This window comes from Pontibacillus marinus BH030004 = DSM 16465, from assembly GCF_000425225.1.
Lineage (GTDB): Bacteria > Bacillota > Bacilli > Bacillales > BH030062 > Pontibacillus > Pontibacillus marinus.
The window spans coordinates 26,602-41,371 of record NZ_AULJ01000046.1; the positions used below are offsets into that span (position 1 = coordinate 26,602).

Here is a 14,770-nt window from a genome sequence, read left to right on the forward strand (position 1 = left end):
CTCGCCGGGGCGAGTTCTTATTTTTTTAACTCAATTTCTTCACAAACACTATGCACAAATTTCTCCATCCCTATTTGCAGAGAGCTTTCTTTTCCATACTCTCTAACATTTACAGCCCCCTGCTCCATTTTTGATCACCGACAACCAAGATATAAGGTATCTTTTTCATTTGTGCCTCTCTAATTTTGTAACCCATTTTTTCTTCACGTAAATCCACATCCACTCGTACATCAGCTTTCTTCAATTTATCCAAAATATCAAGAGCATACGAAGCATGAACCTGATTGGATACTGGAATAATTTTAGCTTGCACAGGAGCTAACCATGTTGGAAATGCACCGCCGAAGTGTTCAATCAGGATTCCTAAGAAACGATCAATGGAACCAAATACAGCTCTGTGAATGACAACTGGACGAACTTTTTCATTATTTTCATCAATGTAGTTGAGATCAAATTTCTCTGGCATTTGGAAGTCTAACTGAATTGTTCCACATTGATGGCTGCGATTTAATGCATCTTCAATATGAAAATCAATCTTCGGCCCATAAAACGCTCCATCTCCTTCATTGATACGGTAATCAAACTCTAAAGCATCCAGTACATTTTTTAAAGCTCCTTCTGCTTGATCCCATAATTCGTCGCTCCCCATTGCCTTTTCTGGACGAGTAGATAACTCAAGTTCATATTCAAACCCCATCACCTTATAAACGTGGTCAATCAACTCAACAGCTGTCTTGATTTCCCCTTCAATTTGCTGAGGTGTAGCAAAGATATGAGCATCATCCTGGCAAAACGAACGTACGCGAAGCAAACCATTTAAAGCACCACTATATTCGTGTCGATGCACCTGTCCGAATTCAGCCATGCGAAGAGGAAGATCTCGGTATGAATGAAGCTGATCGTTGTACATAAGCATGTGCCCTGGGCAATTCATCGGCTTTAAAGCAAAACTTGCATGATCGACATTTGAAAAATACATGTTTTCTTTATAGTGATCCCAGTGTCCAGATTGTTCCCAAAGACGCTGATTCATAAGTTGAGGAGTACGAACCTCCTGATAATCATAATGTTTATGAAGATCGCGAATAAAGAACTCAAGTTCATTTCGTAACACCTGACCATTGGGTTTATAAAAGGGCATCCCTGGTGCTTCCTCCGAAAACATAAATAGCTCTAATTCCTTACCTAGTTTTCGATGGTTTCTTTTAGCCGCTTCATCTAGAAACTTCAGATAATCATTAAGCTCTGTTTGTGATGAAAATGCTACCCCGTAAATACGCTGGAGCATCTGATTATCACTATCACCCTTCCAATAGGCACCCGCTACACTCATTAATTTAAAAGATTTAATATAGCCAGTAGACGGAAGATGCGGTCCTCGACATAGGTCAAGAAATTCTCCTTGTTGATAAACTGTTATAGGTGCACCCTCAGGCAGTTCTTCTAAAATCTCTAGCTTTAGTGCATCCCCTTCTAATAGTGATCGCGCTTCCTCACGAGTAACTTCTTTACGTTCCACCAACAAATTTTCTTGAACAATCTTGTTCATTTCTTTTTCAATCTTTGGGAGATCTTCCTCTGAGATACTTTCTGGCAAATCTATATCGTAGTAAAAACCGTTCTCTATAACAGGCCCTATACCAAGCTGCACATTCCCATACAATCGTTTAACTGCTTGTGCCATGACATGTGCTGATGTATGACGGAGAAGTTCTATACCCTCATCGGAATCAGCTTGTAATAGTTCCACTTCTGCATCTTCTTCCATTGGCCTGCGAAAATCATATAGTTCTCCATTGACTTTTCCAGCAACCGATTTTTTTCTTAAACTTGGACTGATTGATTGCGCTATTTCCTCTAGAGTAATCCCTTTTTGATACGCTTTCTGATTTCCATCTGGAAACTTGATTTGAATGTCGTTCATGTTCACCACTCCTATTTTGATAATAAAAAAGCACGTATTCATCCCTAAGAAAGGGACGAGTACGTGCTAACCCGTGGTTCCACCCAAATTCCCATCAATATATGATGACTCATGTAGCCTTTAACGTGGCTTAACCCGGTACAAGATACTGGTTTTCCCCTGTACAGCTCAAAGGTGGTAAGTTTCTTTTCCTGCGTTGGGAAGTTCTCAGCATCCTTCCCTCTCTGGAAACCGTAAAAAGAAACTGTTGTCCTTATCAAAGCTTACATATATCCATTAAAAAACACGCACTCATCCCTAAGAAAGGGACGAGTGCGTGTTATACTCGTGGTTCCACCCAATTTTTCATCCGTACTTGGATGACTCATTGAAGCTGTAACGTAGCTATACGATACTGGTTTTTGAATTCCCCAGTATAGCTCAAAGGTGGTAAATGACTCTCCTGCGTTAGGAAGTTCTCAGCAGTTCTTCCTTCTCTGGAAACCGAATAGAGTCATTCATGTCCTCTTCATTGCTTTCATCTTCAAATATTATGAAATATCATATACCAGAATATTCTGGAAGTCAATAAGCGTTCATGAATTATTTTGAAAGATCCACAATCGTGCGGCCACGAACCTTACTTTGTAAAATATCCCGCAAGGTTTGGGGAAGTTCTTCTAACGAAATTTCTTGTTCAATAGAATTTAGAGCTTCGGGTTTTAAATCATTAGCTATACGATCCCACACTTCACGACGAATATTCATTGGACAATAGACGGAGTCAATGCCTAATAAATCTACTCCACGTAAAATAAAAGGCATCACAGTAGTTGGGATTTCAACACCAGCTGTTAAGCCACTAACAGCAACAGATCCACCATACTGCACTGAGCCTAAGACAGAAGCTAGTGGCTTTCCACCTACAGGATCTACAGCTGCAGCCCATTTTTGAGATTGAAGAGGTTTCATTTTTTCTGGCGTTACATCCTCACGACTAAGAACTTCATGTGCTCCAATCGATTGTAAATAGTCACTTTCAGATTCTTTTCCTGTAGCTGCAACAACCTGATATCCGCGTTTTGCAAGCATAGCAACAGCCATACTACCTACACCACCTGTTGCCCCTTGAACAAGCACAGGACCATCTTCAGGAGTTAAACCATTTTGCTCCAGACGATGAACAGATAAAGCTGCGGTAAATCCAGCTGTTCCAAAAACCATAGCCTCTTTAAGTGTTAGCCCCTTTGGAAGAGGAACAATCCAATCCCCTTTCACTCGAGCATATTCACTAAAGCCTCCGTCATGTGCTACACCAAGTTCATAGCTTGTTACGATCACTTCGTCGCCTTCCTGAAAACGATCATCTTTGGATTCAACCACTGTCCCAGATAAATCAATCCCCGGAACAATTGGATAGTCTTTTACAACTTTTGATTTTGGTATAGTAGCTAATCCATCTTTATAATTCACACTGGAATAAGCTACTTTTATTGTCACATCTCCTTGAGGTAGATCCTCAAAATTACGTTTGATCACCTTTGTTTTCACTTGATCTTCTTCTTTTATTGCTTGTAATGCACGAAATGTCAAAATGCATTCTCCCTTCGTGAATCATTCCATTCACGTTAAATGTATAAGATACATATTTTCATTTGCAATATATTTGTTTATACAAGCTCGAAGATCAATTATGTAAGGAGATATGAATTAATGCCCAGACCCACCTTTTTCATCAAAACTACCAATAAATTTAACTACAGGTGGGTGTGCATCAGAATATTCATACTCAATATCGTAATGTTCTCCCTCATGAATAAGGTTCCATGTATTATGATCCTTAATTTTCAACGCTCTTCCGTCAGCAAAAATGTAATAATTCGTTTTATGATTAACCTCTTTTTTATATTTTTCTGTTACCTCTCCATCTTTAATTTTTTCATGGTGGGCAATTTTCGTTTGAAGGTAAAAGCTCACCACAACAATAATGACAATGGATAAGATCGTCCATAAAGCTTTTTTCACGATACATTCCTCCGTGTTGTTGATAGTAATTCAAGTTTTAGTCTATTGTAATGACAGATTAAAATCAACATGAAAACCTTTTAAGAAGGAATTTCACCAACATAATAGAATGTAAAGGAACAAGAGATGTTTCATGAAATTGATATAGAGGAAATACTAAAGAGAGGAAGTTGAAATATGAATATGAATTATGACAATACAATGCTACAAGCACTTGGTATGGAGGAAGTATCCTTAGAAAAGGATCGCGTTGTACTATCAATGCCAGTTGATGAGAGAACTCATCAACCATTAGGTTACTTACATGGGGGAGCTAGTGTTGCTTTAGCTGAGACTACTGCTAGTATTGGCTCTATTTTAAACGTAGATATGGAGCAATATAAGGTATTTGGACTTGAAATTAATGCAAATCACCTTAAAAGCAAGCGAAGTGGAACCGTTTATGGAATTGCAACACCTGTCCATATTGGCAAAAGTACAATGGTGTGGGAAATTCGCATTGAGGATGAAGAAAAAGAACTCATCTGCCTATCCCGATGTACAGTAGGCGTGGTCCCTAAAGGATAGAATACTCCACCAACGAAAGGAGTATATATATGTTAACAGATGCCCAAATCAATGAACTTAAGAATCAATTAGAAGAGATGAAGGACGAAGCTTATAAAGAACTAAACAACCATGATGGTTATCGCAATACGGAAGGGGATCCGAACAATTCTGTCGGAGAGCTTTCAAGTGTTGATAATCACCCAGGAGACCTTGGAACAGAGAAATTTGAACGTGAAAAAGATTACACATTAAACGAGCATGCCAAAGAGCAAATTCAAGAAATCGAAGCTGCATTAGGACGTATAGAAAAAGGAACGTATGGGTATTCTGAAAAATCAGGTAAGCCTATTCCTTATGAACGTTTAAAAGCTATGCCTACCGCACGTTATTTAGTGGAGGAAGAAGAAGAATAGGCTCAGAGGAGTCGATATATGAGTAGATGGTTAAAAGGGATCATTCTCTTTGTAGTAATCTATGGATTATTTAGTTTATCTGGATTGTTATTTCAGATCGATCCAAGTTGGTATAACGCATTACAAAAACCTTCTTGGACACCTACAGGAGCTGTAATCGGGATTATATGGGGAATCCTTTATGCTTTTATTGCTGGTGCTTTTACTCTTTCCTGGTACAAGCACGGATTTGAAGGGATGTCTCAAGCTTTTTATATTGTGTTTGCCATTAATTATGTTACCAATCAATTATTCAGCTTTTTTCAATTCACGCTAAAGGATTTGCTTCTCGCCACAATTGATACAGCGATTGTAGCTATAACTGCAGGAGCTTTGGTGTTGATATATCGGAAATATAGTCGAGTTAGCAGTTTAATGATGATCCCATACTTTCTATGGGCCTTGTTTGCCACATATTTAGCTTTTACCATCTATCAGTTGAACTCAAGTGAGACACTGTTGAAATAACAAAACCTCCAGCGTTATTATGCTGGAGGTTTCTTTATATGATCTTACGTTGTAGATAATCGTTTGTGGTCAAACCACGGTTTTAACTTCAGGAATACTGGCACAAATAATACGCTAATAAAGATTCCTTTAATTACATTAAATGGCAATATACCCGCTACGACTAACATTAGCGTTTCTGAGCCAAAATCTATTCCCATAAACATAGAATAGAGTGGTAGAAACACAAAGTAGTTTAATACACTTAATGCAATAGCCATAATAATAGTTCCTGTTGCTAATCCAGATACAATGCTTTTAACGGATTTAAACTTATGATACAACAGGGATACAGGAAGAATAAATATTACACCTGCCACAAAATTCGCTGCAGCTCCCACTGGCTCACCACCTGCTAAGACCAAGTGTAGGGCATTCTTCAATAGTTCCACCGCAACACCTGCTAAGGGTGAAAACAACAAAGCTGCCAGTAATGCTGGAATCTCACTAAAATCAACCTTCAAAAATCCTGGTAGCATTGGCAACGGAAAGTTTAGTAACATAAGAACCGTTGAAATACTCCCAAATAACGCAATTACAATCAGCTTTAAAAGCTGTGATGACGGACCTGTTCTTGGTTTCATCATCGATCTCCTCCTTCATCTTCTTTTCCGATTCACATCTCGATGAAGGTGAGCGATTCTCTCTAGTTGATCCCATCAAAAAACCCCGAAGTAATTATCACTTCAGGGTAAAAAAGACCATAGAGAACTAAAGGTGATATATACACCTTTTAAATCGCTCTACATCTTCTCCCATCCAGACTGTAACTGTCGGTCCCGGAGTTTCACCAGGTCCACCGATCGGCATGGAGTTAAACACTCTCGTAGCGCCTCCTGGGTCACGGACTAAGAACACCAAGTGGGTTCATCACCGTCGGTCGGGAATTTCACCCTGCCCCGAAGATGGAATCGTATTGAATTTACACTTTTTAGTTTATAGGATCCTGAATAATCCAGCAACTAAATCAGCTTAATTCATACTATATAGGAATCGTATGAGCTTCGCATGATTTTCATATACCATTTAATCTTCTAGTGGATTTAAACTTTCATTACCTGTCATTCCAGCAATCATCTCTACTAACAGTTCAATCTCTTCATCAATATCTTGAATGCTCACGGTCTCAACTGGAGAGTGCATATACCTTAATGGTAAAGAAACTAACCCAACAGGAACGCCGCGTCCAGTTAAGCGCATTTTGTCTGCGTCTGTCCCTGTCATCCGCGGCGTCAATTCATATTGTACGTCCATGTCCAGAGATTGTGCAGTTTTTTCAAGCATTCGATTAATTTTAATGTTAATCGGAGCACCTTTTGCTAGTACAGGCCCTTTTTCCAGTCTGACATCGCCGTGTTTCTGTTTATTCACATGTGGATAATCCGTTGAGAATGTAACATCACATGCAATAGCCATTGTTGGTTCCAGACCAGCTGCTGCAAAATATGCTCCACCCATGTTGGTTTCCTCATTTACAGTACTTGCTGCATAAACGCCAACATTAAGATCTTTTTCAGACAGTTTACGTAGTACTTCAGCTACGATAAAGGCTCCTGTACGATTATCAAGACCTCGGCCAGATATATAACGATCCATTAAAAACTCTGGCTCAAGCTTGTACACAGCCAAATCCCCTACTTGTACAAACTTTTCGACTTCATCACGAGACTGTGCACCACAATCAATAAACAAGTCATCTAAGCCAAAGTCGCCTTTCAACCCTCCATGATGTTGTGCGTTCACACCAATCACACCTGTCAGCGTGCCACCTTGACCTAAGATCATAACCTTCATTCCTACTGCCGCTTTAGGATTTACGCCTCCCATTTTGTCCACATAAACAAAGCCATGGTCATCTATGCGTGTAACAACTAGCGCAATTTCATCACAATGACCAGCTAGCAATATTTTAAAATCTGCATCAGGATTTAAGACACCAATCGCATTTCCTGCATTATCCGTACGTATTTCATCTGCATAGGGTTTAACATACTGTATCCATTTCTTTTGAATCTCCATTTCCATACTTGAAGGAGATGGTGTTTCGAGTAATTCAACCAAAAAATCTTGTTGTTTTTGTTCCATTATGTAACCTCCACTCTTTCTATTTCTTTTATCTTATCAATTCTAAGAAGACTAGACCAATTTTGGGCGTATGAATCATACACGTTTGTCACGGGATGAATACGATAACGGGAAACAAATTTTAAGAGGTGAAATAATGTTCCGACCCCAACAACAAGAATTAAATGACATCTTAAAAGGCTTAAATGAAGATTTAGCATGGGAATATACAGCAGCTACTCAATATTTACAACACGCTGCCATGCTAAGTGGATCCGAGTATTATGTCATGATTGATGAACTAAAAGAACATGCACATGACGAATTTTCACATGCAGAAATATTAAATGACCTAATTCAATACCTAGGTGGCGTTCCAACCGTTGAAGCCGCTCCTGTTATGACTTCAATGAACAATAGAGAAATGTTAATGCAAGATTTACAAGGGGAGTATGATGCGATCAATCGCTATCTACAACGCATCCAGCAATTAGAGTCGATGGGACTCTATGACTCATCAGAAAGAATTCGTAATATCGTTGTTGATGAGCAAGAGCACGCAAATGATTTAGAGACTGTGCTCGGAATAAATCAAAATACGATGCCTAAATCTTCGTATTATTATTGATAATGAACGTAAAAAGCAGCTTCACCTTTTAGTCGGAGAAGCTGCTTTTTTTCTTAAGATGCGATTGATTGAGAAGAACTTGTCTCTTGTTTTCGAAACTTTTGCGGCAAAATATTCATAAATAGATTGAGTAAGATCGCTGTAATACTCCCTGCTACAATTCCATTATCCGTTAAGATTTGCACCTGCTTTGGTAGCTGTGCAAATAAGTCAGGTGCTACTGTAACACCTAATCCCATTCCAACGGAGCAAGCAATAATTAATAGATTCTCTTGTTCTTTTAAGTCAACATTCCCTAGCATCTTAATCCCGTATGCTACCACCATACCGAACATTGGTACCATAGCTCCACCTAAAACAGGAGCTGGAATCAGCGTTGTGATCGCACCAATTTTCGGCACTAAACCAATTGTAATTAACATAGCACCTGCTAGGTAGATCACGTTACGAGATTTGACACCAGATAACTGAACAAGCCCTACATTTTGAGAATAGGTCGTGTAAGGGAAGGCGTTCATTAATCCACCAAAGAAGATAGCTAGACCTTCAGCTCTGTATCCGTTCGTAAGTTCTTTTTGACTAAGGTCTCGGTCGCATATATCACTTAAAGCAAAATAAACACCTGTAGATTCTACAATGCTCACCATCGCTACTAAGATCATGGTAATAACAGGGGCCACTTCAAAGGTCGGTGTCCCGAAATAGAATGGTTGCGGCATATGAAACCAATCAGAACTCGTTAAAGGAGAAAAATCTACTTTTCCCATAAATGCAGCCACAACTGTACCTACCACAAGACCAATTAAAATGGATACAGCACGAATAAATCCTTTAAATGCCCTTTGTAAAAATACGATTAGAATAAGCACTCCAAACGCTAATAATAGATTCGAAGCCGCTCCATAATTCTCACTACCCGCACCACCTGCCATATTATCCATTGCCACTGGTATCAGAGTAATACCAATAATCGTAACCACAGATCCTGTTACAACTGGTGGAAAGAATCTGACGAGCCTACCAAAAATCGGAGCTCCTATTAAAACAAATAAACCTGCTGCAATGATCGCTCCATATATAGATGATATTCCAAAATCACTTCCAATAGAAATCATCGGGGCTACAGCTGTGAATGTACACCCTAATACAACAGGCAGACCTATTCCAAAGAAACGATTACTCATAACCTGTAATATCGTTGCGATTCCACACATCAATAAATCAATTGAGACTAAATACGTTAGCTCCTGCTCAGTTAAACCCAGTTGTCCTCCTACGATTAACGGAACCACTACGGCTCCTGCATACATCGCCAAAACATGTTGAAACCCAATCGATCCCATCTTCATCATGTTTTTCATACAAGGGCCTCCTCTTCAACAAACGTGATTTTCCCTTTTGCCATTGAAGAAATCTGTGCCAACGATTCAACTCTTACATCATTTTCACGAAGCTTCATACCACCATTTTGAAAAGCTTTTTCTATGACAATACCAATTCCTACTAGTTGAGCATTAGCTTTAGCTACCATTTGCATTAAACCTAGAGCTGCCTGACCATTTGCTAAGAAGTCATCGATCACTAATACTCGATCATTTTCATTGATAAAATCAGATGAAATACTGATCTCTTTGCTTTCTTCTTTTGTAAAAGAATAAACAGATGATGTAATCAAACCATCTTGTAATGTAAGAGATTTACTTTTACGTGCAAAAACAACTTGTACGCCTAGCTCAATCCCTGTCATAACAGCAGGTGTGATCCCTGACGATTCAAGCGTTATAATTTTTGTTATATTCTCATCCTTAAAGCGACGAGCAAACTCTTGGCCTATTTCTTGCATAAAAACAGGATCAATTTGATGGTTTAAGAAGGAATCAACTTTTAAAACATCTTCACTAAGTGCTCTTCCTTCAGTTCTAATTTTTTCTTGTAAAGCTTTCATAATAACCCTTCCCCTCTTAATAACGCGGCCGGACTCAGAAAAAGGGTATGATGGAGAGTTTCAAGTAAAAGTAAATAAAAAACCTCCATAAATAGCACGAGTATCGCACTATTCATGGAGGTTATCTTAAACAATATTAATTAAGAAACGTGTCCCAATTACGATTGAGACCATCATGAAATCTTGCAATACCCATAGTCGGATCATTTACGGTAATCCGGTAGAAACTTGCGAGCCATATCCTCGCGATTATATGAGTACGTCCGCATCATTTTAATGTAATCCAATTATAGCAAGTGATGTTCAAAATTCAAGACTTTCTTGTTAATCAAATCATTTCAGCATGCTCTTTGATGTTTTGATAGAGGTATTTAGGGAAATCTAAAAATATCATACATAGCAATCAAGACACTCAAACAAAGCAGTAAAAAATTACAGGAGGAGTTCAACAATGAGAGTATGTAATATTAACATTTACGTAAGCGATTTAGATTTTGCTATTGAATGGTACGAAGAGGTATTAGGTCTAAATGTTGCAAGCAGAAGAAATTACCCAACCTCAGTGTTTTTACAACATGAGAGTGATACTCCCCTTGTGCTGCATAAAGCCGAAAAAGACACCGACCTTGATATTTGGAAAGATTCAGCTACTATTCTTACATTTGAAGAAAAGAATTTACGCGAAAAAATGAAAGATTTGAAAGAACGTGGGGTTATTATGATGAATGATGAGCCCCAGTGGTTCCCAGATGGTGAACGCATTGCATTTAAAGACCCTTTTGGGAACATCCACGAATTAGCAGAAATGCGATCTGACAATAAAAAATAAAAACATTTATTATAAGAAAATCCTACTCTTTATCAGGGTAGGATTTTCTATATGATCTTTGTCCTGATTGAATTATATTTGATGGAAAATTGGTCCATACTGATAAGAAAAATTCGGAGGAGAAAACATGAGTCTCAATCAATTAATACAATGGTACTTCAGGACTCCCATTGTCTTACGATTACTTGCAACCGTAGCATTTTGTATGATCTTTTTTGGTTCCATTGTGCATTGGATCGAACCTGATGTCTTTCCAACCGTATTTGATGGTGTCTGGTGGGCAGTTATAACTGGCTCAACAGTTGGATATGGAGACTTTGTGCCACTTACCTTTTGGGGGAAAGTTATTGGAATTTTTCTTATCCTTGCTGGTGGTGGTGTCGTCACCTTTTATATGGCAACCGTTTCAGCGTCTACTGTGAAGTACGAACAAGACCTTTCAAGAGGGAAGTTAGAATATAAAGGTAAAGACCATGTTATCATTATTGGGTGGAATGAACGCACAAAGCAGCTAAATCAGATGATTGAATCTTATGCTAAAAACGAACATGTAGTGTTAATCGATAATTCTTTAAAAGAGATAGAATATAAAGATCACGACTTTCATTATGTCAGAGGAGATGCTACTGAAGATGAAACACTAAATAAAGCTCACATAAAAGATGCAAGGTGTGTCATCATTACATCAGATCCCTCTAAAAAAGAGAGACAGGCTGACCAAACAAGTATATTAGCAACTGTTGCAGCGAAAGGACTAAACCCAAATACGTTCATCATTTGTGAAATATTAACAAAAGAACAAATTCCTAATGCCAAACGTGCTGGTGCAGACACTGTAGTACGATCTAACGACTTCATGAGTACCTTGTTTTTTCATGAGCTATACCGAAAAGCTCATATTAAACCATTCGATACACTAGTAAAACAGTTATCCAATCAGCAATACAAACAAATTACAGTACCAGAAAAACTTGTAGGAAAAACATTTCAGAATTGTTCATTTGAATTCATGAAACAAGAGGAATTGCTATTGGGGATGGAACAAGACGGAGAGTTACAGATCAACCCTCCGGCTCAAACCATACTTAAAGAGGACGCGCATTTAATTATGTTATCAACTTTACGAAAGTAATGTTCGTTCCAACTCTTGAACAAGTTCTTTACCGACCTCTACATACTCTTCTGGAAATTCTGCGTCCGGATCAACTGGTTCTGAGAATTGGTCAAAAGAAGCTCTAAAGTTACTCTCGCGTACATTGTCATCAAGCCCACGTTGGTATTTATGGGATAATAAAAATGGTTCTCCCATTTCTACTGTTACTTGTGGAGCATCTAATTGTCCATTTACAGCTTTAAATGGAACACGTAGAAATTGATAACCTACATCATCAGCAATTTCATAATCAAAAGATCCATGGTCATAATCCCAATTGCCACCAATCACATATCCAAGTGGCTTTAACTTCTGTTCCAAATCATATAAAGAAAAGATTTGCGATTCAACTTTTGACGGGATTGGAATCATGCTATCCCTCCTCATTCTTTTAGGTTTAGCATGTCCTGAAAAATGATTTTTACTAATGAAAAAAGCTCTCGAATTCGAGAGCTTTTTATGATTCTTCCAATTTTTTCATACTGTTTTTTCCTGCATCTAGTAATAGAACAAATGCTGTTATGATGTGTAAGGTTATCCCAACAAATGGAATAATACCGACAATGGATGTAATGATTCCTAAAATACTTCCTGTTCTTTTCGTTCCTTCTCTAGAAGCAATGAATAGAGTAAAAACGTGTAATCCTAACATCAATAATAAAGGCACATAAGTAAAACCCACAATAATTGATGCCCCAACAATCGGAAACCCTAAAACTGCTTCAGCTCCACCTGATACCCACTTCATAAGAGTAGATAATTTCATATATATCATCATCCTTTGATTTAACTTTTTCCTTAGTATATGTACGATTTAAGACAAAATTGGTTCCTTATTTTCATCCATTTTAACAAAAAAATTAAACAAGCTCACGGTACCTTAAAATTAAGACACCGTGAGCTCTCTTTTGTTTATTATAAACGCTTTTCTAGTTCTTCTTTTTGCTCTTCAAAACCTGGCTTACCAAGTAATGCGAACATATTTTTCTTATAAGCTTCTACCCCTGGCTGATCGAACGGATTTACACCTAATAGGTATCCACTAATTGCACAAGCTTTTTCAAAGAAGTACACCATATAACCAAATGTATAAGCATCAAGCTTTGGAACGTGTAAAACAAGGTTTGGTACTTGTCCATCTGTGTGAGCGATCATTGTACCTTGATAAGCTTTTTCATTAACAAAGTCAACTGTCTTACCAGCAAGGTAATTTAAGCCATCAAGATTCTGCTCATCTTCTTTTATCTCCACGTCACTCTTTGGCTCTTCAACATGAAGGACCGTTTCGAATAGGTCACGACGTCCATCCTGAACATATTGCCCAAGAGAGTGAAGATCCGTAGAGAAGTTAGCAGATGCTGGGAAAATTCCTTTTTGGTCTTTTCCTTCACTTTCACCAAAGAGTTGCTTCCACCATTCAGAGAAATACTGAAGAGCTGGCTCATAATTGATTAACATCTCAATAGTTTTTCCTTTGTTATAAAATATATTACGAACCGCAGCATACTGATACGCTGGGTTCTTGTCCAGGTCTGATTCACTTAGTTCATGTTGTGCATCCTGTGCACCTTGCATCATCGCTTCAATATCAATACCACTTGCAGCGATTGGTAAAAGACCTACTGCTGTTAATACAGAGAATCGTCCACCAACATCATCCGGGATGACAAAGCTTTCGTAACCTTCTTCTGTTGCAAGTGTTTTAAGAGCACCTTTTTGCTTATCTGTAGTCGCATAAATACGCTGACGAGCTTCTTCTTTTCCGTATTTGTTTTCTAAGAATTCACGGAATACACGGAATGCGATTGCTGGTTCTGTTGTAGTTCCGCTTTTAGAAATAACGTTAACAGATACATCTTTACCTTCTAGTGCATCAAAAAGATCATTAATGTAAGGAGCGCTAATACTATTACCTACGAAAAATACTTGTGGTGTTTTTCGCTGGTCTTGGGATAGTTCATTGTAGAAAGAATGGTTTAACATTTCTAGAGCTGCGCGAGCTCCGAGATAAGATCCACCAATACCGACAACGAGTAAAACATCGGAATCACTTTTAATTTTTTCTGCAGCTTTTTGAATGCGTTCAAATTCTTCTTTATCGTACTGCTCAGGTAGGTCAAGCCAACCTAAGAAATCGTTCCCAGCCCCAGTTTTCTGGTGAAGCGCTTCATGGGAAAGGGCTACTGTATCTTTAATATTTTTCAGCTCATGTTCGCTGAAAAAGGATAATGCTTTATCATAATCAAAACGAATATGGGTCATATGTAAATCCCTCCAAAGATTATCTTTCTGTAAACACTTTATCGAAACGGATACCCCAAATCAAGTCAAAGCCAAAATGTAAACGAATACAGAAAGGATTTTTATATTTTTGTAATATTTCTTCCGATAGAAGACCTATTCAAGATAAGCCCCTTATCTTGAAGACTTGAATTCGAGATATATTGTGGTGGAGGTCCGTTGCTTTTGTGAGAGTAAGGGGATCGGTGAAACGGCAATACTCCTGCGGAAGACCGGCCGAGCTTCCTCGTTCGCAAGCTCTCTGCGGGATCTCGTCCGCCCTTTCTACCGCGGGAGTTTGCCGTTTCCCTCACCCCTTTGCTGTTATGAAAGTTAACGGACCCATGGCTGAGATCATTTTATCTCTTGCTTAAGGAAACTGTATTTTAGCTCTACATATAAGGCTTTAGATCACTTTGGTGCATATATGACTCA

15 protein-coding genes, 1 pseudogene, 2 riboswitches and 2 other annotated features are annotated in these 14,770 nt (G+C 38.4%); of the genes and pseudogenes, 6 read left to right on the top strand and 10 right to left on the bottom strand.

Annotated features, from left to right (window positions below; translation table 11 throughout):
• Positions 1–17 precede the first annotated feature (17 nt).
• From thrS to H514_RS0111200, 3 genes and pseudogenes are all read right to left on the bottom strand, one after another.
• A pseudogene (gene thrS, locus H514_RS22915) lies at positions 18–1,924 on the bottom strand (threonine--tRNA ligase).
• Positions 1,925–1,972: 48 nt separating this feature from the next.
• Positions 1,973–2,193 (bottom strand) — a binding site (T-box leader).
• 32 nt (positions 2,194–2,225) lie between these two features.
• Positions 2,226–2,445 (bottom strand) — a binding site (T-box leader).
• 61 nt (positions 2,446–2,506) lie between these two features.
• On the bottom strand, positions 2,507–3,499 hold the full coding sequence (locus H514_RS22920; protein ID WP_036842414.1) for an NADPH:quinone oxidoreductase family protein: 993 nt from the start codon (positions 3,497–3,499) through the stop codon (positions 2,507–2,509).
• Between the two features lie 114 nt (positions 3,500–3,613).
• Complete coding sequence (locus H514_RS0111200; protein WP_027447058.1) at positions 3,614–3,928, bottom strand: hypothetical protein; 315 nt, start codon at positions 3,926–3,928, stop codon at positions 3,614–3,616.
• A 183-nt stretch (positions 3,929–4,111) separates the two neighbouring features.
• Between H514_RS0111200 and H514_RS0111205 the strand changes: the two genes are divergently transcribed.
• Genes H514_RS0111205 through H514_RS0111215 form a run of 3 tightly spaced genes read left to right on the top strand, consistent with a single transcriptional unit; the run spans position 4,112 to position 5,397 of the window.
• Positions 4,112–4,495 (top strand): hotdog fold thioesterase, encoded by a 384-nt coding sequence (locus H514_RS0111205; protein WP_027447059.1) that lies wholly within the window; start codon positions 4,112–4,114, stop codon positions 4,493–4,495.
• 29 nt (positions 4,496–4,524) lie between these two features.
• A complete protein-coding gene (locus H514_RS0111210) occupies positions 4,525–4,890 on the top strand; it encodes a TraR/DksA C4-type zinc finger protein (RefSeq protein ID WP_027447060.1) in 366 nt (121 codons plus the stop codon).
• Positions 4,891–4,908: 18 nt separating this feature from the next.
• A complete protein-coding gene (locus H514_RS0111215) occupies positions 4,909–5,397 on the top strand; it encodes a TspO/MBR family protein (RefSeq protein ID WP_027447061.1) in 489 nt (162 codons plus the stop codon).
• 44 nt (positions 5,398–5,441) lie between these two features.
• Here the strand turns inward: H514_RS0111215 and H514_RS0111220 are convergent, their stop codons facing one another.
• Together H514_RS0111220 and H514_RS0111230 are read right to left on the bottom strand one after the other, a co-directional pair.
• The gene (locus H514_RS0111220) at positions 5,442–6,023 is read right to left on the bottom strand and encodes an ECF transporter S component (RefSeq protein WP_027447062.1); all 582 of its coding nucleotides are present in this window, start codon (positions 6,021–6,023) and stop codon (positions 5,442–5,444) included.
• A 156-nt stretch (positions 6,024–6,179) separates the two neighbouring features.
• A riboswitch (FMN riboswitch) is annotated at positions 6,180–6,347 on the bottom strand.
• 115 nt (positions 6,348–6,462) lie between these two features.
• The gene (locus H514_RS0111230; protein ID WP_027447063.1) at positions 6,463–7,521 is read right to left on the bottom strand and encodes a M20/M25/M40 family metallo-hydrolase; all 1,059 of its coding nucleotides are present in this window, start codon (positions 7,519–7,521) and stop codon (positions 6,463–6,465) included.
• Between the two features lie 136 nt (positions 7,522–7,657).
• Between H514_RS0111230 and H514_RS0111235 the strand changes: the two genes are divergently transcribed.
• Positions 7,658–8,128 (top strand): ferritin-like domain-containing protein, encoded by a 471-nt coding sequence (locus tag H514_RS0111235; protein WP_027447064.1) that lies wholly within the window; start codon positions 7,658–7,660, stop codon positions 8,126–8,128.
• Between the two features lie 53 nt (positions 8,129–8,181).
• Here H514_RS0111235 and H514_RS0111240 read toward each other — a convergent pair whose 3' ends face one another.
• Entirely contained in the window at positions 8,182–9,489 is a 1,308-nt protein-coding gene (locus H514_RS0111240) for a nucleobase:cation symporter-2 family protein (RefSeq protein WP_027447065.1), read from the bottom strand.
• Positions 9,486–10,073: a xanthine phosphoribosyltransferase gene (locus tag H514_RS0111245; RefSeq protein ID WP_027447066.1), complete on the bottom strand. Its 588-nt coding sequence runs from the start codon at positions 10,071–10,073 to the stop codon at positions 9,486–9,488. The genes H514_RS0111240 and H514_RS0111245 overlap by 4 nt, the downstream gene beginning before the upstream one ends.
• A gap of 175 nt (positions 10,074–10,248) precedes the next feature.
• Positions 10,249–10,350, bottom strand: a riboswitch (purine riboswitch).
• 174 nt (positions 10,351–10,524) lie between these two features.
• Between H514_RS0111245 and H514_RS0111250 the strand changes: the two genes are divergently transcribed.
• Together H514_RS0111250 and H514_RS0111255 are read left to right on the top strand one after the other, a co-directional pair.
• Positions 10,525–10,902, top strand: coding sequence for a VOC family protein (locus H514_RS0111250; RefSeq protein WP_027447067.1), 378 nt, complete (start codon positions 10,525–10,527; stop codon positions 10,900–10,902).
• A 127-nt stretch (positions 10,903–11,029) separates the two neighbouring features.
• A complete protein-coding gene (locus tag H514_RS0111255) occupies positions 11,030–12,034 on the top strand; it encodes a potassium channel family protein (RefSeq protein WP_027447068.1) in 1,005 nt (334 codons plus the stop codon).
• Here H514_RS0111255 and H514_RS0111260 read toward each other — a convergent pair.
• The 3 genes from H514_RS0111260 to H514_RS0111270 all read right to left on the bottom strand — a co-directional run bounded on the left by H514_RS0111260 (position 12,023) and on the right by H514_RS0111270 (position 14,317).
• Positions 12,023–12,427 carry a YugN-like family protein gene (locus tag H514_RS0111260; RefSeq protein ID WP_027447069.1) on the bottom strand — a complete coding sequence of 135 codons (405 nt, stop codon included), beginning with the start codon at positions 12,425–12,427 and terminating at the stop codon, positions 12,023–12,025. The two genes, H514_RS0111255 and H514_RS0111260, sit on opposite strands and share 12 nt — an antisense overlap.
• Before the next feature lie 85 nt (positions 12,428–12,512).
• Positions 12,513–12,821, bottom strand: coding sequence for a hypothetical protein (locus H514_RS0111265; protein WP_027447070.1), 309 nt, complete (start codon positions 12,819–12,821; stop codon positions 12,513–12,515).
• Between the two features lie 149 nt (positions 12,822–12,970).
• A complete protein-coding gene (locus H514_RS0111270; protein WP_027447071.1) occupies positions 12,971–14,317 on the bottom strand; it encodes a glucose-6-phosphate isomerase in 1,347 nt (448 codons plus the stop codon).
• Positions 14,318–14,770 lie beyond the last annotated feature (453 nt).